Origin of the sequence: Viridibacillus arenosi (genome assembly GCF_001955655.1) — a bacterium.
Taxonomy (GTDB): Bacteria; Bacillota; Bacilli; order Bacillales_A; family Planococcaceae; genus Viridibacillus; species Viridibacillus arenosi.
Genome location: NZ_MSPW01000005.1, coordinates 1 through 21665 on the forward strand (window position 1 = coordinate 1; position 21665 = coordinate 21665).

Consider the following 21665-nt stretch of genomic DNA (forward strand, 5'->3'; position numbering starts at 1 on the left):
GGTGACCCCTACGGGATTCGAACCCGTGTTACCGCCGTGAAAGGGCGGTGTCTTAACCGCTTGACCAAGGGGCCATATGGCTCCGAAGGTAGGACTCGAACCTACGACCGTCCGGTTAACAGCCGGATGCTCTACCACTGAGCTACTTCGGAAAAATATGTTGCATTTCGTTACATTTTGTCGTCATCACCTTGTCGACTTTTATTATTATAGACAGGTATTTTGAAAAGGTCAAGCATTTTTCTAAAAAAACTTTCAACCAATTTGTTTAATGTGCCCTAAACACTTGCTACAACGGTATTTTGCGGGGTTCATTCTTTTTTTTCTATCATAGTTTGTACCACATTTTATACATATATAAGTATAACTTTTATTAGACTTCTTCCCCGTTATCTCTGTTAAGTTAGAACAGTATCTAGGAGCATTAGTTTCTTTTAATAGAAACCGAAAATCTGCATCCCGATGTTTATACCCCTTTCCTTCTATATGAAGATGATAATGACATAGCTCATGACGAATAATCCCTTCTACTTCTTGAATACCGAACTTTTCAAACGCTTTCGGATTAATCTCTATATTATGAGATCGTAATAAGTATCTACCGCCTGTAGAGCGTAATCGCTTATTAAAATAAGCTTGATGTCTAAATGATTTATGGAATACATTTATAGAGATTTCTATTACAAGGTTTTGTAGCTCTTTATCTGTCATATTATCCTTCCCTTTCTTCTATAAAATAAACCTCGCTTTAAAGCGAGGTTTATTTTCCTGCTATTTTAATCGATTTGTTTTGATGGGGGAAGCATCGTTAAGGCAATTCTCCCTTTATCCTTTTCAATCTTTTCTACCCATACTGTTACGATGTCGCCAAGAGCTACTACATCTAAAGGATGTTTTACATAGCCGTTTTTTAATTTAGAAATATGGACAAGACCATCTTGTTTAACACCGATATCGACAAATGCACCGAAATCCACTACGTTGCGTACCGTCCCTTGCATCTCCATTCCTGATTGCAAATCTTCCATTTTCAAAATATCTTTCTTTAATAATGGTTGCGGGAAAGCGTCGCGTGGATCACGTGAAGGTTTCATCAATGTATCAATGACATCTTTTAACGTTACTTCACCTATATCCAACTGGGAGCTCAAAGTTGAAATATCTAAGTTTGCTAGCGCTTTTTCAGCTTCTGTTGTACCTAGCTGTTCCTTCTTAATAGAAGCAACTTCAAGTAGTTGGTTTGCAAGGTCATAACTTTCTGGGTGAATACCCGTTGCATCTAACGGGTTTTTCGCTTCAGAAATTCGTAAGAAACCGATTGCTTGTTCATACGTTTTAGCCCCCAGACGCGGAATTTTCTTCAACTGTGTACGAGCTGTAAACTTCCCATTTTCACCACGGACTTTAACAATGTTTTCTGCTACTGTTTTTGATAACCCTGAAACATATTGTAAAAGTGAAGATGATGCAGTATTCACATCTACACCTACTTGGTTAACAGCTGTTTCAACGATAAATGTTAAAGAGTCTGCAAGCTTTTTCTGAGATACGTCATGCTGGTATTGCCCAACACCTACTGCCTTCGGTTCAATTTTCACAAGCTCAGCCAGCGGATCTTGTAATCTTCTCGCAATCGAAACAGCACTACGTTGTTCAACTTGTAAATCCGGAAACTCATCCCGTGCTACTTCCGATGCGGAATACACACTTGCTCCAGCTTCATTAACAATAACAAATGCTGTTTCACTATTTAATTCTTTCAAACATTCTGCTACAAACTGCTCTGACTCGCGGGAGGCTGTCCCATTACCAATAGCGATAATAGATATAGGATACCTTTGCAATATGTCCTTGAATACCTTCTTGGATTGCACTGGATCCGCTTTTGGCGGATGTGGATAGATAACAGAGATTTCAAGCATTTTACCCATGTCATCCACTACAGCTAATTTACAACCCGTTCGATATGCTGGGTCAAGTCCCAATACAAAGCGATCTTTTAATGGAGGTTGTAATAGTAGGTTACGTAAATTTTCAGAGAAAATATGAATTGCTTGAGCCTCTGCCTTCTCCGTCAACTCTCCGCGCAATTCTCTTTCAATTGAAGGCTGAATTAATCGTTTGTATGCATCTTCAACGGCTAATTCAACTTGTTTGGCTGCTGGTGAGGATGTACGCGGAATCCATTCTGTACACATCAATTGATGTACACGCTCTACTGGTACAGCTATATTGATTTTCAAAATGTCTTCTTTTTCACCACGATTAATAGCTAGTATGCGATGAGGAACAATTTTATTAATTGGTTCTTCATATTCATAGTACATTTCATAGACTGATTTTTCGTCTAAACTTTGATCTTTTACTGCCGAAAGAATCTTGCCATTTTGCCATGATAGCTTACGAATTTTCTCACGAATAGCTGCATCATCTGCAAAACGTTCTGCTAAAATATCGCTAGCACCTTGTAATGCTTCCTCTATTGACTCCACATTTTCATTAATGTAAGGTGCAGCTAACTCAGCTAGTGAAGTTAATTCAAATTTCATCAATTCATCCGCTAAAGGCTCTAACCCCTTTTCTTTAGCAATTGTCGCTTTTGTTCTACGCTTTTGTTTATAGGGACGATATAAATCTTCCACTCTTTTTAAAATGGATGCCGCCTCTATATCTTTTTTAAGTTCTTCAGTTAGTTTGCCTTGTTCATCAATAAGGCGAAGTACTTCTTCTTTTCGTTGTTGTAGTTGTTGTAAATACTGATAACGATCTTCGATTGCTTTAATCTGGACTTCATCAAGTGAACCAGTTGCTTCTTTACGATAGCGCGCTATAAACGGCACTGTATTTGAGCCTTCTAGCAATTCGATAACCGATTCTACTTGTTTTGGTCGGATGCTAAGTTCTTTCGAAATTAATTGCTGCATTTTTTTGTTGTCCATACAGTCACAACCTTTCTCTATCCTATTTATCTTATCATATAGGTAAGTTCAAAAACCTTTATCAGGTGGCTTTGAATCACCTTAAATTTCATTAATTTACAATAAATAAAAAAGCCTACTCAAAAGAGCAGACTCCTAACATCAAAGTTTCTATTGTTATTTTGGCTCTCGCCAACCATCGCCGCTTTAATAAGGTGTCCAGTCTTTCAATACCACGCCATATTATTAATTCGCGCATGGCATAGATAGAGATTCTTATATTACAAACCTGCATTTATAACGATTATTAAACCATTAATCTATTTTATATAAAAATTTTCAATGGATACTACTGGTGGCACCAACGGCTTCTCGTAGCTTTTTAATCGCTTTTCTTTGTAGTCTTGAAACATGCATCTGTGAGATCCCCAGACTTTCCCCTGCTTCTTTCTGGCTTAATTGTTCCAAATATGTAAGCTGAATGATACGTTTTTCTTTCTCTGTTAAAACCGTCATAGCTTCAGCTACAATCATGCGTCGATTTGTTTTCTCATATTCTTCATCTTCATTACCAACGATATCGAAAAGAGTCATAGAACTACCATCTGAATCGGATTCCAATGTATAATCCATCGATAACGCTTGATAACTCTGCCCCATTTCCATTGCTTCTAATATTTCTTCTTCCTCCACTCCCAAGTACTCTGCAATTTCATTTACATGAGGAGAACGCTGGAATTCTATTGTCAGTTGTTCTACTGCGGACTTAATACGTGGCCCAAGCTCTTTAATACGTCTTGGCACATGGACATCCCACGATTTATCACGTAAAAAACGCTTTATCTCACCAATAATTGTGGGAACTGCAAAAGCTTCAAAGTTACGACCAAAAGACACATCAAACCTTCTAATAGCACCAAGTAATCCAAGCATACCTACTTGGACAATATCATCGTGGTAAGATCCACCTTTTGAATACTTTCTTGCAAGCGACTCTACTAAGTATTTATATTGTAAAACTAAATTGGTTTGCGCTTCATTATCTTCATTTTCTTGATATCTATTAATCCATTCTATAACTTGCTCTTTTGAAGCTGATTTAGAGGGTGATTTTTTCCACATTTTCAGTCACCTGCTCTCTGGCGACATATTTTGTCATTAAAACAGTAACGCCATTGTCGTTAAGCACTTTTACCTCATCCATTAGAGTTTCTATTAAATAAAGACCGAGGCCACCTTCTCGGATAAATTGAACATCTTCTTCTTCATGATAAGGACCAACCCTTTTTCTCACTTCCTTAAAATCAAAGCTATAACCATAATCCGCTACCATGATTTCAATTTTTTCTTTATATAACGCACAACCTACTACGACTTCACCGTCATCATCTTCTTCATAAGCGTGTTGAATAGCATTAGTAATCGCTTCACTTGATGCAATTTTCAAATCTTCAATATCATCATAAGAAAAGCCAATTCGATTCGCTAAACCTGAAATGGTTAAACGTATAACCCCTACATATTGAGGCTTTGCTGGTATTCTCATTTCAAAGTAATCAAATTCCTTCATGGTTAGTAGTCGCCTTCCCCTCTTCTTCAATATTCATTATGTCACTTAGTCCAGTTATATTAAACAAGCGATATAAACGTGGTGATAACCCTCTTAATTTCACATCTCCACCGACGCTAATTACGTTTTTGTAAAAAGCAACGATGACACCTAATCCTGTACTATCCATATATACTACATCATGAAAGTCTAATTCAATCTGAATATTCTCAGTTAATTTAATGATATTTAGTTGCTCACGAAGCTTAGGTGCAGTGAAGGCATCTATTTCTCCATTGACATAAGCTATACTTTTTTGTGCGTCTATAGTTTCTAGTTTGAAATCCACATTAAAATCTCCTTCCAACTACTAATCTAGTTCAATTACTCATATATTACCCTATTTTGATAGCATTAAACCTTTTCATTAGTTTTTTTAAAATTTCTTACATTAAATGTACTCAGTATCCACCCTCTCATTAGACTAATAATGACAATCATCAATTAAAAAAAGCACCAAAGTGAGATTCACTTCAGTGCTTAACATTTATGTATACCGTTAAAATTTCAAAAGTCCCAAGCTAATTTCTAATGCTTCTTCTACTTTTTCCATTAAGGGATCATCAAGTTGTGTTATTTTATCAGTCAATCGTGATTTATCTATTGTACGCAATTGTTCAAGTAAGATGACTGAATCTCTTTCGAAACCATACTGCTTAGCATCTATTTCGACATGAGTTGGTAGTTTTGCCTTCTGAATTTGCGCAGTAATGGCCGCAATAATTACTGTTGGGCTGAAACGATTTCCTATGTCATTTTGAATAACCAGAACGGGTCTTGTACCACCTTGCTCAGACCCGATAACTGGTGATAAATCAGCAAAAAAAACGTCACCACGTTTTACGATCAAGTTTTCATCCTCCGCTTACGAGACGCTCCACCATATGTTCAGCTTCATATTCTAAATGTAAACATTCGCTACATATGGATAAGTTAATTTGTGACATCTCTATATAACCTTTAACCATTGCTTCTCGTATTTGATTTTGTTTGTATTCTCTTTTGTATCTCTTGGTTGGTGTATAAACGAATTCATCGCATTCTGTCGTAATTTGTCTATAAGCTTGTTCAATATTCTCAGCCATCTTATGCTTAGGGAGCTCTAAGATAACTTCACTTATCCTCTTCTTATTCACGGCCAGCACCTCCGACAAAACATTCCATCTTTTTCAATTCAACTTTCAACTTATCCCTATCTTAACATTGAAATTAATTGTTGAATAGACAAGAAAGGTAAGAATTTGACATTGTGGGTGGAAATGTTTTTATTTGTCGGCTGCAATCATTGTTATTAAAGACTTAAAGTTGTTGAAATTACTTATAAATTCTTGGGATTCTTGATGTTAACATACACGGTATTTCATATACAATTGTCTGAAGTCTATCTGACCATTCTTTCATCTGAATTTCCTCTTGCTGTTGTCGACCAATTAATATAACCTTTTCTCCAACCGACATTTCATATGGAAGCTTGATCATACATTGATCCATGCAAATACGTCCAATTATCGGAACGCGATTCCCTTGTATCAATACTTCTTGACCAGCAAGTCCTCGTAATAGACCATCAGCATAGCCAATCGGCATTGTACCAATCCACTCATCTTCAGTTGCTACATAGTTGCCACCATAACTCACTGTATCACCTTGTTCAATTTTCTTCACATGAACAAGTTCACTTTCAAGTGACAAAGCTGGTTTCAAAGAAAATGGTAGATGCTTTTCCACATATGGTGATGGTGCTAGTCCATACATAGACACACCGAATCTGACGGCATCAAATTGCACATTTTCTTTATTTAATGTGGCAGCTGTATTGGCAGCATGTACAAGACGCGGCTTCTTAGGTAAACTCTCTACAAACGATATGAACGTTGCTAATTGTTCGTTGTATTGAGTAGAATCTTCTTCATCTGCTGTTGCAAAATGAGTGAAAATGCCATCGATTAAAAAGTGCTCGTTCGCATCGACGGCATTATATAATGCTGTTAACTCAGTTAGTTTTCTAACGCCGATACGTCCCATACCGCTATCAATTTTAATATGTAGCTTCAAAGGTTTTTCAAAGTTCGCTGCTTGTTTCGCAACTTCATTTACCCAATCTAACGAAAACACAGTTAGAGATATATCGTATTGTGCTGCAAAAGTTGCAAAATATACCGGTGTTGCTCCTAAAATTAAAATTGGAGCTTCTTTTATAAACTCTCTTAAATGAAGTGCTTCCTCAGGAGTCGCTACGGCTAGCATTGAAGCTCCAGCCTGTAACGATGCATTTGCTACCTGTAAATCACCATGACCGTATGCATTCGCTTTAACAACTGCAATAATTTCTGTCGTCGTATTTAAGTGTTCACGCAGTTGTTTGATGTTAAATTGAATATTTTCTAATTCAACTATTGCCTTAGTAGGGCGGAAATATTGATGCTGATACATAGATGATCCCTCTTTAAAAATGGATTTTTTTCTATTATCCGCCCTGAAAAAGGTTAGGTCAAATGTTTCATCACTTTACTTCGCCATTTACCATAGATGATGCAACTTCCACCATCTCTTCACGAGTTAAAGAATTTGTCGCTATAAAGAAAGATACCCCATTTTTCTCCCAGCTAATCGAATTATCTGTAATTGCTCCAATAGTAAATCCTAAATCAGCAGGATCACCTGGTGCAAATACCGGAACAGAGAGTGGATTTGTTTTAGCAGCTTGTTCAATCACTGTGAATGGCTTGTCACCCTCGAATGTCAAAATTCTTCTTTCACCATCTGCACTTGCAACTGTTTTTTCATCAGTCAGTTTGACATTATCCCATTTAAGAACTGGATAATGCGTTTGGAATTCAGGATTTTCAATTTCAGCTCCTGCTTGTGCATCACCTGTTACGCTTTTAGTCCCTGCTTTATCTTCTCCAGTTGCATTCTCTGATGTTTTTCCAGAGTCATCTTTAGCATTTTCTTTTTCAGTTGTGGTTCCTTCAGCTTTTTCATCAGTTGCATTTTCCTTCGTTGCTGTTTCATCAGTTGTCCCTTTATCATTCGCGCCTTTTTTAGAGAAATCCTCTACTGCATAGTCTGTACCTTTTCTTGACGTTCCAAGCGAGATTTTCTTAAATGTAATAACAATTTGTTCTTCCTTCGCTTCATTTAATACCGAAACTTTAGTTGGAAGTAATGTCTTTTTATCAATAAAAATTTGCTGATAAGGTAACATCTTCGAATGATTATTACGTGTCTTAACTTCAAAGACATAAGACTTGTCTGATTCTGTCATTTTTGCATTCTCGTCAGCCTTTAAATCTTCAGCAAGTGCACCGATTAAGTAAGCCTGACTATTTTGTTTCGGCCAATCACTTTGGAATTTATACGTCTTTTTCATAGAAGGTGTTACTACAAATACACCATCTTCATTGCGTATAATCATTTGCGAATCTTTTTCCCCTTGTTGTGCAACGGCTACACGATAAAAATCGGGTTTTGTATGCCATACATTTACATCATAAGTACGGGGTTCTGCACCTGATTTAATCTCCATCTGGGCGGTCAAATCATACCCCTTTGTTTCTGTCCATTTATTACTCGTTTTTTTCAAAACTGCTTCCTTTGAATTTGAACCACAAGCTCCCAAAACCAGTGATACAATCATAAGTAACGCAAACACTATAAAACGTTTTCGCAATTTCCCATCCCTTCTCAATTCTATCCGTTAAGATATCTTATGAAACAAGCTAAGCGTTTATGCTAGAAGGATTACTTGAGCTGCAGCATATTCTTTAGAGTGGGTTATACTTACATAACCATCTACACTTTTCCCTTTAAAATAAAGAATCGGTTGACCCAACTGATTGGGCAAAACTTCGATGTCTAGAAATCCGCAACTCTTACCAATGCCCGTTCCATTTGCTTTTGAGTAAGCTTCCTTAGCAGAAAATCTCCCTGCTAAGAACTCCATTTGGCGACGTGCTTTTAATGTATCAAAAATAGCGAGTTCCTTATTTGTTAAAATGCGCTGTCTAAATTTTTCACTGAGATCATTGGATCGTTTGACACGTTTGATTTCGACGATATCTAATCCGATTCCTTTTATCATATAAGGTTCCCCTTTCTTTCATCAGCTAAAACAATGTATAATAATTATACAAAATTGAGGTGAATAGATGTTTAATCGTAGAGAAAATTTTTCACAGTACATAAAATATTACCCTGTCGTTTCATTAATAATTGCATTAAATATTTTAATCTATGCAATAGGGGTTTTACCTATTGTTGGTGATAACGTATTCAACTTAGGTGCTGGTGCAAACTTTTTAATTGCCGACGGGGAATATTGGCGACTAGTGACTCCTATCTTCCTTCACGCAGGTTTTCTACACTTACTATTTAATATGTTCTGGCTTTATTTATTTGGTCCTGAACTTGAAAAAATTGCAGGGAAGATGAGATTCTTCACCATCTATTTTTTCGCAGGACTTTTAGGTAATGTAGCAACCTATTTAATACAACCACCAAACTACATCAGCGTTGGTGCTAGTGGTGCTATATTTGGTATTTTCGGTGCATTTGCTGCACTAGTCTATTATACGAGAAATACCATGCCACAATTAAAACAAACAATCCTGCCTCTTATCATTGTAAGTGTAATAATGACATTCCTACAATCTAATGTTAATGCAACTGCGCACATTATTGGTTTGCTAACCGGTTTCATTATCGGTCTAATTGACTTCCATCCGCGAAGAATATTAAATTGGCGGATAAAAAAGAAAAAATAAGAAAAGCTGTTGAGTTTCATACTCAACAGCTTTTTCTTATGGCCCATAAACCTGTTGTTCATCATGAACCTGTTTCATATTCGGTTTATACCAAGTCATTATTTCTTCCATATCATTTTTTTCAAAATGAGCAATCACTGCGGATGACCCCATTGAACCTGACATAATCGTCGTTCCAATTGAAGCAACACCTTTTTTTCTTTGGAAGTACGTTTGCCGCAAACTCATCTGCTGAATACGTTTTTTCTCCATGAAGACTGTAATCCGACTAAATGAACGATAACTAATTGTTAGTTGATGCCCCTCTACTGCATAACCCGCAGTCTTATGCTGCCATAAACCAAGTAAAATCGCTAACGGTATAATGATTAATGACAATAATCCATAAGGGAAAAAGAAGTAACTTACCACCCCAATCAATGGTAGCATCCATAAAAAATCGGAGCGATAGTAAAACGAACGACCCTTTTTAGGGGAACGTTTCAGTATTGGTAACCAATTAATTTCTGGGAACAATTGTTGTAAAGGAGTTATTGCTTGACCCCTTTTCACAAGTGGCATAAGAATAATTTTCTTATCTTTATCCAGCACTGCACCTCCAGCACTTTCCACAACAACCGTTGCATAACCAAACATTTGACGCAATGGATTCTCTACAATTTTAATACCTTGAATTCGATTGATTGGAATAGTTATACGTTTTTTCTCTAATAACCCCCGCGTAATAATAAGCTTGTCATTTTCACGTTCAACAATGAATCCATAATTACTTAATAATGTTAGAACGACAGACAGTGCCCAAGCAATAAGTAGCACGAAAAATACCATTAGAGCTAATAATACTACGCCCACTTTAATAAATGCTTGAAATTCACCATACAAATAATCGTAAGGAATAATATTTCCAAACTGTGATGCAATAGCCGCTATGCCTGAAAACACCACTCCAATACCACCTGATGTGGTTGCTAAAACAAGTAAGTCCTTTATAGACATATTGAAGATAACATCTCTTTGGATATCCTCTTCAATATATTGTTTTTGTTGATTTGAGACTGTCTTAGCATCAGTTTCAGTTACATTTTCATGTCCAATTTCATCTACTGATTCATTTAGAGTAGTTACTTGTCGTTTCTCCCTTTTCGTCCGTTTCATCTCAATTTCAATCATGTCAGCAGCGATTCGCGTGATAGCAGTCAATTCCGCTTCTGCTTTCCCATCATTACTACCAGCTGTTTCTACACTGACTTTGACAAGCCCAAATGGCCGATGGAAAATCCCCTCTTGATAATTCAAGCTTTGAATCCTTTCAAATGGGATATAACGTTTCTTTTTTACGAAAAGTCCATACTCCACTCTAAGTTCACCGTCTTCAAACCAGTAAACAAAGCGCCTCCATTTCACAATCCCACCAATTAAATTTAGCATTAATAAGAAAACAGCAATTGCTAATGGTATAAGATCCGACCAAAATTCTTCATCATGTGGATCTAAATTCAACTTAAAGCCATTACTAACTAAAATAATGACAAACGGTAATATTAAATCCTTCAAACCTGTGATGAAATTTATAACAGCTGATATTGGGTGCAATTTAAATTTTTCATCAGACATCGTCTTCCGCCACCCTTGCTAATTCTGATATACGCGCCCGTAAATCATCTGCCTCAGCCATGACGAGCGCCGGAATTGTATGCGTCGTTGCTGCTGTTGAGATTGTCATTTCAGCTAATCCATAACGCTTTAATATTGGACCTTGCGAAGTATCAACATGTTGTACTCGCACCATCGGCACTAATGTCCTAACAACAATAAACAACCCATGTTGCACTTCAATTTCTTGTTCACGTACTTCGTAACGCCAATGGTCCCAACGTATTTTAGGAAATAGATAAATAAATAAAAATGCAAAAACAAACGGCACTACTGCGCAGATTATGTATATCCACCAATACCATTCAAAAAACCACGTTAACGCCCCAACACCTGCCACCACTAATAAAACAATCAGTGATTGAATGATACCGTAAACACGCCATACGGTTAGACCTTTTCTCGATATTTGGTATTTTGGTTCTACACTCACTTTGTCCACCTCACTTCTCTTATAAATCTTTTACGTTTGAATACTATGAAATGTTTCAATTATTTTCAGTCTACAGAGAGGCCGTTGAACTGTCCAATAGTTAAGTGCCAAATACATCCATACCTATATATATAAAATAAAAAAGCTACCCCACCGAAATGGAATAGCTTTTTCAAATAAATTTTAGTCTTCACTACGTTTGCGTGGTGCACGAGTGCGTCCACCTTGGCTAGCTCCGCCTTCACGACGACCGCCACCTTCACGACGACCACGATCTCCGCCACGTTCTCCACGGCTTCCACCGCGTTCTCCGCCACGTCCGCTGCGTTCTCCACCACGGCTGCTGCCGCCGCTTGAGCGACCGCCACGGTAACCGCCACCGCCGCCACTTGAGCGACCGCCACGACTGCCGCCACCACCTGAACGTCCGCCACGTTGTGGTAATGGGCGTTCTTCAGTGATTTTAATTGGTGTATCATCCGGCTCTTTAGTCATTGATTTAATAGCCGCTGCTACTAAGTCAACAGCTTCGTGTTTAGCTAATAAGTCTTCTGCCATTGAACGGTAATCACTTAAGTGATTTTTCTCAACTAGTTCAGTTAATTGTTCTACTGCAAGAGCTTGTTGGCCAACTAAAGCCTCATCCGCTGTTGGTGGACGAAGAGCTGTCATACGTTTTTTAGTTGTTTCTTCAACGATACGTAGGTAACCCATTTCACGTGGAGTTACAAATGTAATTGCCATACCTGATTTACCAGCACGACCTGTACGTCCAATACGGTGAACGTAAGATTCTGGGTCTTGTGGGATATCGAAGTTATAAACGTGAGTTACACCTGAAATATCAAGGCCACGAGCTGCTACGTCTGTTGCAACTAATACATCAATTTTGTTTTCTTTGAATTGACGTAATACTGAAATACGTTTTGCTTGGCTTAAATCACCATGAATACCTTCAGCAAGGTAACCGCGAATGCTTAAAGCGTGAGCTAATTCATCAACACGACGTTTTGTACGACCAAATACGATTGCTAATTCTGGTTGGTGAACATTTAAAAGACGAGAAAGGATATCGAATTTTTCGCGTTCTTGAGACTTAACGAAAAATTGCTCAATGTTTTCTACTGTCATTTCTTTAGATTTAATTTTAACCACTTCAGGATCTTTCATGAATTTCTCTGCAATTTTACGAATTGGTCCAGGCATAGTAGCTGAGAACAGTAATGTTTGGCGTTCAGCTGGAACGTTTTCTAAAATTGTATTGATATCTTCGATGAATCCCATGTTTAACATTTCATCAGCTTCGTCTAACACAAGTGTTTGAACGTTATCTAATTTCAATGTACGACGGTTGATATGGTCAAGAATACGACCAGGAGTACCAACAATAATTTGCGGTTTATTTTTAAGAGCACGGATTTGGCGACCAATATCCTGTCCACCATATACTGATAAAATTCGTGCACGTGTATCATAACCAATTTTATGAAGTTCTTCAGAAACTTGGATTGCTAATTCGCGAGTTGGGGCAATAATTAAGCCTTGGATTGCAGGATTATTGATATCAATTTTCTCGATAAGCGGAATACCAAACGCTGCAGTTTTACCAGTACCAGTTTGTGCCTGGCCGATAATGTCGCGTCCTTCTTTCGCAAATGAAATTGTACCTTCTTGGATTGGGGTTGCTTCTTCAAAGCCCATACGTGATAGGGATTTTTGGATAGAAGCGCTAACGTTTAATTCTGAAAAATTTGTCAAAGTTTCATTCTCCTTTTTGCTCATGCATTTGACAAATGGTTACATTTTCAGATGAAAATAGGGCAAATCGAGCCTTGTGAGAGGAACGTTTCCGTCTCTTAATATATCTCTGTATAAGTTCCAGAGGAATTTTATATATATAAAGTAAAGCCCGGTCTTTGCCGAGCGGTTCAATTCTCGGGGAATTCTAACCCAAAAAAGAATAAACCGTAATGTTCAAAAAAAAGCACTCTCCATCATCTCGGAGAGTCTTCACACAAAATGTATCCATTGCTTTCAATAGTCTAACACGAGTATCCACACTATGCAATCAATATCCATCAGTCAAAATTATCTGTTTTTTTCACTCTAACAAAAAGTTCAGTACAGATTGAAACCATTCATACCTATCATCGCTAAAGCAAATATGGTGCTTACCATTTGGTGAAAGTATTAATTGTTTTTTTGTAGACCCTAATCGGTCATATAAAAATTGTGCGGTTATTGCTGGCACTATTCCATCCACTTCCCCTTGTACTATACAAATTGGTACTGTGATTTTTTCATAATAAGGTTCTATTTTCCGCACTAAACGAAGGAATTCTAACGTCGATGACATCGGAACATTGCTAATTTTATTGTCATAACGATGGTATAGCTCATTTTGCTCTAGCTCTCCATGAAACAAATCGTTAGTCAATTCTTTAATATCTTTTAGCAATTGACGGACGCTAATATATTTTGCCGCAGCGCTTAGTAATATCAACTTCTCCACTTCATATCGTAACGCTAGATAAAGGGCTATTAGTCCACCCATCGAAAAACCTACAACAAAGACTACATCTACTTCTTTAGCTAACTTTTTATAAGCAAGTTCCGCATCCATTAGCCAATGTTCAGCTTTATAATTATCTAAATGCAATTCTTCACCATGTCCTGAAAGAGTAGGCACAAGAACAAGCCAATCCGTTTTCTGTTGCAAGAAATCCACAAACGGTTTTAATTCTTGTGGTCCACCTGTAAAACCATGAATACAAAGCACGCCTGTTGTCATCACGTCAACCTCCGCTCATAGTGTACCCATTATTTTATAGAAAAAAAGCATCTAAAAGGAACTCAACCTTTTTAGATGCTTTTACAAATAAGTAAATTATTTAAACGCGTTTAATATATTTTCGAGTGCCATTCCACGTGAACCTTTTAACAAGACAATAGAATCTGCACCTGCATTCTTGCGAAGGTGTTGAATAATTATTTCATAATCTTCTGCAGTCCATAATAGACGATCTGCTGGTAGATTATTTTTCAACTTATCGTATAACCACTTCATACGTGGTCCAAATAAACATACTTGATGGATGTTCTTACCATCAATTTGCTCTGCAATTTCCTCATGGAACTGTTGTTCTAGCTCACCTAGTTCTAACATATCTCCAAGCACTGCCCATTTATCTGAACGTATTTCTGTCGTTTGTAAAAACTGTAATGCTGCCTTCATAGAAGTTGGCGCTGCGTTGTACGCATCATTAATAAATAAGATATCTTGCGCTCCATTTACTAATTGCATGCGCATATTGGTTAATGAAACCTCTTTTAAAGCTTCGCGAATTTGTTCCGCCGATAGCCCTACTTCACGAGCAATTAAAATCGCTACCAATGTATTTTTCACTTGGTGACTTCCTAATACTGAGATGAAGAAATCCCCATTCAACAAACCCTTAACAGTAAAAGAACTACCGTTTTCAGTTGTCGCAATATTAGTCGCCGTTATATCCGCTGATCCTTTCAGTCCAAATGATACGGCTTGTAATTCTTTTTGCACTGTAACAAGTGGTGTAAGTAATGGCTCATCACCGTCATAGAACAACTTACCACCTGGTTGTAAACCTTGAACAATTTCAAACTTTGCTTTTGCAATACCCGCTCTTGAACCAAGATCTTGCATATGCGCTTCTCCAATATTCGTGATAGCTGTAAAATGTGGTTTAGCTAATTTAGTCAAAAATTCAATTTCACCAAAACCACTCATTCCCATCTCGAGAATAGCAAAATCTGTATCTTCGTCTAGTGATAAAATTGTTAACGGTAAACCTAACTCATTATTAAAGTTGCCTTCTGTTTTTTGCACTTTGTAGTACGGCGATAACACTCCAGCTACTAAGTCTTTTGTTGAAGTTTTCCCATTTGAGCCTGTAATACCGATAAACGTTGCTCTATGCTCTTGGCGATATGCTGATGCCATTTGTTGAAGTGCCTCTTCTGCATCATCTACAAAAAGTAATGGGAGGCCAGCAGGAGGATTCGGTTCATCCTTTAGCCAAAATGATGCCGCTGCGCCGTTTTCAAATGCTTGTGTTACATAACGATGACCATTTGTTTTTTCACCACGGAAAGGGATAAATAAATCTCCCGCTTGCAACGTACGTGTATTTATTGAGATTCCTGTTACAACAACATCTTCTAATTGTTGTTGATCACAATTTAACCACTTTGCAATTTGCTTTAATGTTTTTTTCATTCTCTCATCACACTCGCGTCTTATGTCTTATTGATATTGAAGCTGTTGCTTTTCATCATGTCTTTCAATTGCCAGGTCAATCAATTGTTCGATTAAATCTGAGTAGGTAACACCTGTATTTTGCCATAAAATCGGATACATACTGACAGGCGTAAAACCTGGCATAGTATTTACTTCATTAATAACAATATCATCATCAGCTGTTACAAAGAAATCTGCACGAACAAGACCCGAACAATCTAATACTTTAAATGCACGAATAGCCATATCTTTCATACGTTCAACAACATCTGTTGTTACTGGAGCAGGTATAATTAGACCTGTATTATTATCATTATATTTTGAATCGTAATCATAGAAGTCTGTTACTGGTTTGATTTCACCAGGTACGGATACTTTTGGTGAATCGTTTCCGAGTACACCCATTTCTACTTCACGTGCAACGATTCCAGTTTCAACAATAATTTTGCGATCATATTTTGACGCAAGATCGATTGCTTTAATCAACTCTTCACGGTTAGATGCTTTACTAATTCCAACACTCGAACCTAAGTTTGCAGGTTTAACGAACATCGGCCAAGTTAGCTCTTCTTCCATTTTAGCAATTAGTGCATCTTGACTTTTGTTCCACTCTTTACGGATGAAGTAGACATAGGGAACTTGTTTTAACCCAGCATGCTCAAATAATTGCTTCATCACTACTTTATCCATTCCTGCAGAAGAAGCTAAAACTCCATTGCCGACATACGGTAAGTTCAATACTTCTAATAAACCTTGCACTGTACCGTCTTCCCCGTTCGTACCATGAAGTAATGGGAAAATAACATCAAATTCTTTTTCATCTTTATTTAACAAAAAACTTGATACATCATTCGGAATGCTATCCTGCGTACCTTTGCCTATTTGTAATTGTTCAATTGACTCAGCTGGCGCAGTTAGCTGGTCTCCTTTTCTCCATTCACCATCGCGTGTAATGAAAATAGGGAATACATCAAATTTATCAAAGTTTAACGCTTGAGTGACTGCTCTTGCTGTGGATAAAGAAACATCATGCTCAGCTGATTTACCACCATATAATAAGCCTAATTTTTTTTTCATTTTATAAACGTCCTCCAGTTTGTTGTACTTTTAGTTTATCACGAATCAAAATGATTCATGAAATGATTTCATCGTGAAGAGTCGCAGGACTTTCAATCTTTTCTTACTAAAAATATCTTAACTTATAATAGCACTCTAGAAAATTTATGCATGCTTATATGAAAAAATTCTCCACAGAAATATCCGTGGAGAACCTTTAAAAGCAGTTGGCACTCAATGAACTTCCATAATTTGCTCTGCCTTTTTCTTTAATATTGTATTTAACTCATCCCAAATCTCATCCGGGAAAGTTAAATCAGAAATATTGCGTAGCTCTAAGACATATGCAAGGTCCGGCTTTTCAATTCTGTACATTGAAAACAATACGCCATCCTTCACTTCCTCACGAAAGCTTGTAAGCATTTCTTTCGTAAAGGCTGGAATACTGTCTTTTACTTTTCTTCTCCAAAATGTCGCAGGTTTTTCTTTTTCTTGAATAATGGCATTAAACAAATTAGCTACTAATTCTTCGACATCTTGTAAATCTCGAAAATAAATTTTAGACATCTTCTCATCTTCATTGGCCAAGTATACGTATTTATTTTGTAACTGGTGATAAAACGGCGTCCGGACAGGCTCTTTTTTATGACCAATATATAATAACTCCGCCTGTTCTTGTGGCGTTAAAAGATTTAATCGTTTTTCGTCAGAGAAATCAATCCAGCAAAGCTCTTTTTTTGAATCTGAGGCTTTCTTTATAAATTTGCGGATACTTCTTTCCTCTACGAATTCTAACTGTGTATGCATATTGAATGAACCGTCTTCGTATTCATTTTTCAAGAGTAAAATATTTTGAAGCGGACCGACTGAAGAAACGAATTCTTGAAACGTTAAACCACTAAAAATGACAAATTGATTAATCTCATTCATATGTACATATAAGTGGTGCAAAAAATCATCAGCAGCTCGCATTTTTTTTGCCAAGTCGATCACCTCATTTCCAACTCTCATTATAAGATGAATTATCATAATTTGAAACATTTGTGATTCGATTTCGTCACATCTTTATAATGAAGCGTGATACAATGATTTACGCTATAATGAAATGAGAAATGAAACTAAATAATTTAGGTGACGTAAATGAATACAAATAAAAAATTTTCCGATCGTTTTGACTGGACGCTCGCTTTTATAATGCTCCTATTTTGTATTATCAGTATAATAGCTATCTCTTCAGCTCAAACTTCTGGTCAATATGCAGCAAACTTTGTAACTAAACAATTATTTTGGTATTTTATCGGTGGATGTATTATTAGTGCGATGATGTATTTTGAACCCGACCAGTACAAGAAAATGTCCTGGTATTTATATGGAGCCGGAATTTTCCTTTTAGCTCTATTATTGATTGCCCCTGGTGGAGAAGGTCAAATTGCCGAACCCAGAAATGGTGCAAAAAGTTGGTTCCATTTACCTGTAGGTGATATTCAGCCTTCCGAATTTATGAAAACATTTTTCATACTCGCACTCGCCCGAATGGTTAGTAAGCATCATGAAAAATACTCTATGAGATCTTTAAAAACAGATTTCATGTTATTGGGTAAAATTTTTGGCGTATTATTAATTCCATTAGCATTTATTATGAAACAGCCTGATTTAGGTTCTGCACTCGTATTCTTTGCTATTACTGCTGCAACTGTAATTGTAGCAGGGATTTCTTGGAAAATAATTTTACCTATAGCAGGTAGTGCAGCAGCTTTAGGGGCAGGTTTATTATGGATGGCCCTTTATATGCAAGACTTCCTACAACACACATTGGGTTTCAGCCCTTATCAATTTGCTCGAATCTATTCTTGGCTAGACCCTTATTCCTATGCTTCTAGTGATGGCTATCACTTAATTTCATCCTTAAACGCCATTGGCTCAGGTGAGATTTTCGGAAAGGGTTTCCAAGGTCGTGAAGTATATGTTCCTGAAAACCACACAGACTTTGTCTTTAGTGTAATCGGTGAAGAGTACGGCTTTATAGGAGCGAGCGTCGTTATTTGTTTATTCTTTTTCCTTATCTTCCATTTAACAAAGTTAACTTTGCAAATGAAAGACCCATTCTGTACATATGTTTGTGCTGGGATTATAGCGATGATAACATTCCACGTATTAGAAAACATCGGTATGACAATTCAGTTACTACCTATTACAGGTATTCCATTACCATTCATCAGTTACGGTGGTAGCTCAATGATGGGAAATGCACTGGCATTAGGTCTAGTATTCAGTATGAAATTCCATCACCGTACTTATATGTTCGGAAATCATGATGAGGATGAAGAGTTTTTATAATAATAGTAAAGCCCAGAGAAATTTTTTTCTCTGGGCTTTTTTGCAAATAAAAAAACTTCGACATCGTATAGTCGAAGCGGAGCATGTTAGTTTTGTGTTTGTGGTGATTGTTTTGGTGGTGCTATTGCTTTAAGTAATTCCAAGCGTGATTTTGTAGTCGTTGCTTTAACGCCAAGCTTTGATAAGTTAGAAACAATTTTAGTCAAATCTACTTCTCTTCCCATACTTTCCACCTCTTCTTTTCTTTGTATTTAAGACGCAGTGTCCCATAAAAGGTTTCAACTACATCATACCCACTAATTAAGTATTTCATGCTTATTATTATAACATTTTTTCGCCATCTGATACGTTTCAATATTGTTACATATATTAAGCGGAAGTAAATCATACTACACGATAAGCCTCATTGACAATGGTATTTTCAAAATATTTATGCTACTTACTACTCTTTAGTTCCCTTGAACAGCAATATTTAAACAAGGTATTCAAATCATTAATTTTGAATACCCCCCTATAGTATGATAAAATAATTTCATCAAACGTAGGAGGAACAAAATGACGAACGAATGTCACGATAACTCTTGTCGTAAAAGTCACCATCCAGAGCAAGTAAAAAAAGATTTAATCACTCGACTAAATCGCGCCGAAGGTCAAATTCGCGGTATTAAGGGCATGGTCGAAAAGGATGTTTACTGTGACGATATCATCACACAACTATCCGCAACACAATCAGCTTTAAATAGTGTCGCAAAAGTGCTCTTAAACGGACACTTAAAAGGCTGTGTAAAGGACAGACTAGCTGAAGGTGATGATGAAGTATTAGATGAGCTTATCACCACTATACAAAAATTAATGAGAAAATAAGGAGTGTTTGATATGGCAGAAACAATTCAATTAAACGTAGAAGGTATGTCTTGTGGTCATTGTGTAAAAGCTATCGAAACTGGCGTTAGTGAGCTTGCTGGTGTAGATGCTATATCAGTAAATCTTCAAGAAAGCACAGTAGATGTGGCTTATGATAATACAAAATTGGATAAAACAGACATTTCAAGAGCTATTGAAGAAGCAGGATATGCCGTAAAGGGCTTAGTAGATCCTTCATAAATATCTTAATGATTTTAAAACACGCACAAAACAACTGCTACTAGCAGTTGTTTTTTTATGTTCATGGAGAATCTTTTTTATTCATATACCCACAAATCATCACAAAATACTCAGTCTTATCACATTATGATAAAAAGGAAATTGCTCAACCGCAAAAGGTCATCGTGTCACGATGGTTGTCTCATTATTCTTCATGCTTGCAACCAGGAAAACTATAAATTTGGTGTAATGAGCTTTCGTTTCGACACAATCAAACGCTCATTTATTTTATCTCTGATAGTTGTTTCTAATTTTATACAGCGTTAAAATGAACATACTTATGTTTATAGAAAGCAGGGATTATATGAAAAAATCCATCCTATTATTAATGTCCGTACAGTTTTTCGTTTATTTAGGATTTGGTTTAATCATTCCTATTTTGCCTGAAGTTGTTGTACAACAAGGCTTTAACAAAATGCATGTAGGTGGATTATTAACAGTCTATTCTTTAGCAAGCTTCTTCACAGCGCCTCTTTGGGGTATGTTATCAGATAAAATGGGTCGTAAAAAATTAATTTTAGTGGGGCTTCTTGGCTTCTGCACAAGTTTCTTATTAATTTCGCTCTTTATCGATTCACTTACAATGCTCTATGTTTCCCGCGTTGTCGGTGGACTATTCTCTGGAGCACTTTATACGGCTGTCACAGGTTTTATAGGTGACATGTCTACAGAGGAAAATCGCAATAAGTACATGGGCTTCATGGGGATGTCAATCGGTTTAGGCTTCATCTTCGGTCCAGCTATAGGTGGATTACTTGGTCATTATAGCCTGAGCTTACCATTTACAGCCTCAGCCATTTTAATCTTCCTATTATTCATTTATGCAAGTATTGTGTTAGTAGAGCCTGAACGACTTGGTGAAGCTAATAAACGAGCAATTGTTCCAAAAGGGGCTTCTACTCTTTTCAAATATCGAGTGCGATACTTATTCCTATTTTCATTCGTTGTAACATTTTTACTTGCTGGTGTTGAGTCTACTCTCCAATTATTCCAAATGGATAAAATCAACATCACTTCTGCTCAACTTGGGTCACTATTCTTATTTAGCGGCTTTGTGGATTTCTTAGTCCAAGGCGGTCTTGTTCGTCGTATTAAAGACGGATCTGAAGCTAAATGGTTAATGATCGCTCAAATTATTACAGCATGCGGTTTATTACTATTTCCTTTTACAACAAGCCTTGCTTTCGCAGGTTTTGCACTATGCGTCTTTACAGCAGGTAACGCTTTAGCAAGAACATTAACAGTTTCGTTAACATCAAAAGAATCTGGCGGTAAATACGGAACAGCAGCTGGCATAACATATTCAATGGATAATATGGGGCGTATTATCGGCCCTCTATTCTTCACTTGGGTTTTCACAATGCAAGCGAACTCAACATACTTTATTTCCGCTTCACTGGCAGTAGTAAGTATTCTAGTCATCTTGCTGTTCAAATCAGCTAAAAAGACATTACGTATTTCAGAATAAAAGCAA

Annotated in this window: 23 protein-coding genes and 2 tRNA genes; 5 read left to right on the top strand and 20 right to left on the bottom strand. The window is 36.9% G+C overall.

Going from position 1 to position 21665, the window contains the following annotated elements; all coding sequences use genetic code 11:
• Positions 1-2: 2 nt before the first annotated feature.
• From BK137_RS10840 to acpS, 12 genes are all read right to left on the bottom strand, one after another.
• Positions 3-74: transfer RNA gene (locus BK137_RS10840), tRNA-Glu, on the bottom strand.
• A gap of 3 nt (positions 75-77) precedes the next feature.
• Positions 78-152 (bottom strand) — tRNA-Asn (locus BK137_RS10845).
• Between the two features lie 103 nt (positions 153-255).
• A complete protein-coding gene (locus BK137_RS10850; RefSeq protein WP_038185889.1) occupies positions 256-711 on the bottom strand; it encodes a SprT family protein in 456 nt (151 codons plus the stop codon).
• A gap of 65 nt (positions 712-776) precedes the next feature.
• Positions 777-2939, bottom strand: coding sequence for a Tex family protein (locus BK137_RS10855; RefSeq protein WP_038185892.1), 2163 nt, complete (start codon positions 2937-2939; stop codon positions 777-779).
• 318 nt (positions 2940-3257) lie between these two features.
• Positions 3258-4040 carry an RNA polymerase sigma factor SigB gene (gene sigB / locus BK137_RS10860; RefSeq protein WP_038185895.1) on the bottom strand — a complete coding sequence of 261 codons (783 nt, stop codon included), beginning with the start codon at positions 4038-4040 and terminating at the stop codon, positions 3258-3260.
• Complete coding sequence (gene rsbW, locus BK137_RS10865) at positions 4018-4488, bottom strand: anti-sigma B factor RsbW (protein ID WP_038185897.1); 471 nt, start codon at positions 4486-4488, stop codon at positions 4018-4020. The genes sigB and rsbW overlap by 23 nt, the downstream gene beginning before the upstream one ends.
• Positions 4475-4816 (bottom strand): STAS domain-containing protein, encoded by a 342-nt coding sequence (locus tag BK137_RS10870; RefSeq protein ID WP_051448738.1) that lies wholly within the window; start codon positions 4814-4816, stop codon positions 4475-4477. The genes rsbW and BK137_RS10870 overlap by 14 nt, the downstream gene beginning before the upstream one ends.
• 210 nt (positions 4817-5026) lie before the next feature.
• Positions 5027-5377: a type II toxin-antitoxin system PemK/MazF family toxin gene (locus BK137_RS10875; protein ID WP_038185900.1), complete on the bottom strand. Its 351-nt coding sequence runs from the start codon at positions 5375-5377 to the stop codon at positions 5027-5029.
• 4 nt (positions 5378-5381) lie between these two features.
• Entirely contained in the window at positions 5382-5663 is a 282-nt protein-coding gene (locus BK137_RS10880) for a hypothetical protein (RefSeq protein ID WP_038185902.1), read from the bottom strand.
• Positions 5664-5841: 178 nt separating this feature from the next.
• A complete protein-coding gene (gene alr / locus BK137_RS10885) occupies positions 5842-6960 on the bottom strand; it encodes an alanine racemase (protein WP_038185905.1) in 1119 nt (372 codons plus the stop codon).
• 70 nt (positions 6961-7030) lie between these two features.
• Complete coding sequence (locus tag BK137_RS10890) at positions 7031-8200, bottom strand: LolA family protein (protein WP_143691045.1); 1170 nt, start codon at positions 8198-8200, stop codon at positions 7031-7033.
• Between the two features lie 57 nt (positions 8201-8257).
• On the bottom strand, positions 8258-8611 hold the full coding sequence (gene acpS / locus BK137_RS10895) for a holo-ACP synthase (protein ID WP_038185908.1): 354 nt from the start codon (positions 8609-8611) through the stop codon (positions 8258-8260).
• Positions 8612-8678: 67 nt separating this feature from the next.
• On the opposite strand from acpS, the gene BK137_RS10900 reads away from it, so the two are divergent.
• Positions 8679-9293, top strand: coding sequence for a rhomboid family intramembrane serine protease (locus BK137_RS10900; RefSeq protein WP_038185911.1), 615 nt, complete (start codon positions 8679-8681; stop codon positions 9291-9293).
• Positions 9294-9329: 36 nt separating this feature from the next.
• Here BK137_RS10900 and BK137_RS10905 read toward each other — a convergent pair whose 3' ends face one another.
• From BK137_RS10905 to BK137_RS10935, 7 genes are all read right to left on the bottom strand, one after another.
• Complete coding sequence (locus BK137_RS10905) at positions 9330-10907, bottom strand: PH domain-containing protein (RefSeq protein WP_038185915.1); 1578 nt, start codon at positions 10905-10907, stop codon at positions 9330-9332.
• Positions 10900-11379 carry a PH domain-containing protein gene (locus BK137_RS10910; RefSeq protein WP_038185918.1) on the bottom strand — a complete coding sequence of 160 codons (480 nt, stop codon included), beginning with the start codon at positions 11377-11379 and terminating at the stop codon, positions 10900-10902. Before BK137_RS10910 ends, BK137_RS10905 begins: the two co-directional genes overlap by 8 nt.
• 183 nt (positions 11380-11562) lie before the next feature.
• Positions 11563-13137: a degradosome RNA helicase CshA gene (gene cshA, locus BK137_RS10915; protein WP_038185921.1), complete on the bottom strand. Its 1575-nt coding sequence runs from the start codon at positions 13135-13137 to the stop codon at positions 11563-11565.
• A gap of 343 nt (positions 13138-13480) precedes the next feature.
• Positions 13481-14170 carry an alpha/beta hydrolase gene (locus BK137_RS10920; protein WP_038185924.1) on the bottom strand — a complete coding sequence of 230 codons (690 nt, stop codon included), beginning with the start codon at positions 14168-14170 and terminating at the stop codon, positions 13481-13483.
• A gap of 96 nt (positions 14171-14266) precedes the next feature.
• Positions 14267-15634 carry a UDP-N-acetylmuramoyl-tripeptide--D-alanyl-D-alanine ligase gene (locus tag BK137_RS10925; protein WP_038185937.1) on the bottom strand — a complete coding sequence of 456 codons (1368 nt, stop codon included), beginning with the start codon at positions 15632-15634 and terminating at the stop codon, positions 14267-14269.
• Between the two features lie 27 nt (positions 15635-15661).
• The gene (locus tag BK137_RS10930; protein ID WP_038185940.1) at positions 15662-16732 is read right to left on the bottom strand and encodes a D-alanine--D-alanine ligase; all 1071 of its coding nucleotides are present in this window, start codon (positions 16730-16732) and stop codon (positions 15662-15664) included.
• 213 nt (positions 16733-16945) lie between these two features.
• Positions 16946-17704: a hypothetical protein gene (locus BK137_RS10935; RefSeq protein WP_327192128.1), complete on the bottom strand. Its 759-nt coding sequence runs from the start codon at positions 17702-17704 to the stop codon at positions 16946-16948.
• Between the two features lie 147 nt (positions 17705-17851).
• Between BK137_RS10935 and BK137_RS10940 the strand changes: the two genes are divergently transcribed.
• The gene (locus BK137_RS10940) at positions 17852-19048 is read left to right on the top strand and encodes an FtsW/RodA/SpoVE family cell cycle protein (protein ID WP_038185946.1); all 1197 of its coding nucleotides are present in this window, start codon (positions 17852-17854) and stop codon (positions 19046-19048) included.
• Between the two features lie 86 nt (positions 19049-19134).
• On the opposite strand, the gene BK137_RS22285 is transcribed toward BK137_RS10940, so the two are convergent.
• Positions 19135-19272 (bottom strand): Lmo0850 family protein, encoded by a 138-nt coding sequence (locus BK137_RS22285; RefSeq protein WP_164491933.1) that lies wholly within the window; start codon positions 19270-19272, stop codon positions 19135-19137.
• A gap of 331 nt (positions 19273-19603) precedes the next feature.
• Here BK137_RS22285 and BK137_RS10945 point away from each other — a divergent pair, with 331 nt between their 5' ends.
• The 3 genes from BK137_RS10945 (at position 19604) to BK137_RS10955 (ending at position 21659) form a co-directional block, all read left to right on the top strand.
• Positions 19604-19912 (top strand): metal-sensing transcriptional repressor, encoded by a 309-nt coding sequence (locus BK137_RS10945; RefSeq protein ID WP_038185961.1) that lies wholly within the window; start codon positions 19604-19606, stop codon positions 19910-19912.
• Between the two features lie 12 nt (positions 19913-19924).
• A complete protein-coding gene (locus BK137_RS10950; RefSeq protein ID WP_038185964.1) occupies positions 19925-20152 on the top strand; it encodes a copper ion binding protein in 228 nt (75 codons plus the stop codon).
• 343 nt (positions 20153-20495) lie between these two features.
• On the top strand, positions 20496-21659 hold the full coding sequence (locus BK137_RS10955; protein WP_038185967.1) for an MFS transporter: 1164 nt from the start codon (positions 20496-20498) through the stop codon (positions 21657-21659).
• Positions 21660-21665: the final 6 nt, after the last annotated feature.

Coding starts and splice junctions, on each gene's coding strand:
- BK137_RS10900 (WP_038185911.1), top strand. CDS start 8,679: ATGTTTAATCGTAGAGAAAATTTTTCACAGTACATAAAATATTACCCT.
- acpS (WP_038185908.1), bottom strand. CDS start 8,611: ATGATAAAAGGAATCGGATTAGATATCGTCGAAATCAAACGTGTCAAA.
- BK137_RS10920 (WP_038185924.1), bottom strand. CDS start 14,170: ATGACAACAGGCGTGCTTTGTATTCATGGTTTTACAGGTGGACCACAA.
- BK137_RS10905 (WP_038185915.1), bottom strand. CDS start 10,907: ATGTCTGATGAAAAATTTAAATTGCACCCAATATCAGCTGTTATAAAT.
- BK137_RS10945 (WP_038185961.1), top strand. CDS start 19,604: ATGACGAACGAATGTCACGATAACTCTTGTCGTAAAAGTCACCATCCA.
- BK137_RS10850 (WP_038185889.1), bottom strand. CDS start 711: ATGACAGATAAAGAGCTACAAAACCTTGTAATAGAAATCTCTATAAAT.
- BK137_RS22285 (WP_164491933.1), bottom strand. CDS start 19,272: ATGGGAAGAGAAGTAGATTTGACTAAAATTGTTTCTAACTTATCAAAG.
- sigB (WP_038185895.1), bottom strand. CDS start 4,040: ATGTGGAAAAAATCACCCTCTAAATCAGCTTCAAAAGAGCAAGTTATA.
- BK137_RS10925 (WP_038185937.1), bottom strand. CDS start 15,634: ATGAAAAAAACATTAAAGCAAATTGCAAAGTGGTTAAATTGTGATCAA.
- BK137_RS10930 (WP_038185940.1), bottom strand. CDS start 16,732: ATGAAAAAAAAATTAGGCTTATTATATGGTGGTAAATCAGCTGAGCAT.
- BK137_RS10950 (WP_038185964.1), top strand. CDS start 19,925: ATGGCAGAAACAATTCAATTAAACGTAGAAGGTATGTCTTGTGGTCAT.
- BK137_RS10855 (WP_038185892.1), bottom strand. CDS start 2,939: ATGGACAACAAAAAAATGCAGCAATTAATTTCGAAAGAACTTAGCATC.
- BK137_RS10955 (WP_038185967.1), top strand. CDS start 20,496: ATGAAAAAATCCATCCTATTATTAATGTCCGTACAGTTTTTCGTTTAT.
- BK137_RS10940 (WP_038185946.1), top strand. CDS start 17,852: ATGAATACAAATAAAAAATTTTCCGATCGTTTTGACTGGACGCTCGCT.
- rsbW (WP_038185897.1), bottom strand. CDS start 4,488: ATGAAGGAATTTGATTACTTTGAAATGAGAATACCAGCAAAGCCTCAA.
- alr (WP_038185905.1), bottom strand. CDS start 6,960: ATGTATCAGCATCAATATTTCCGCCCTACTAAGGCAATAGTTGAATTA.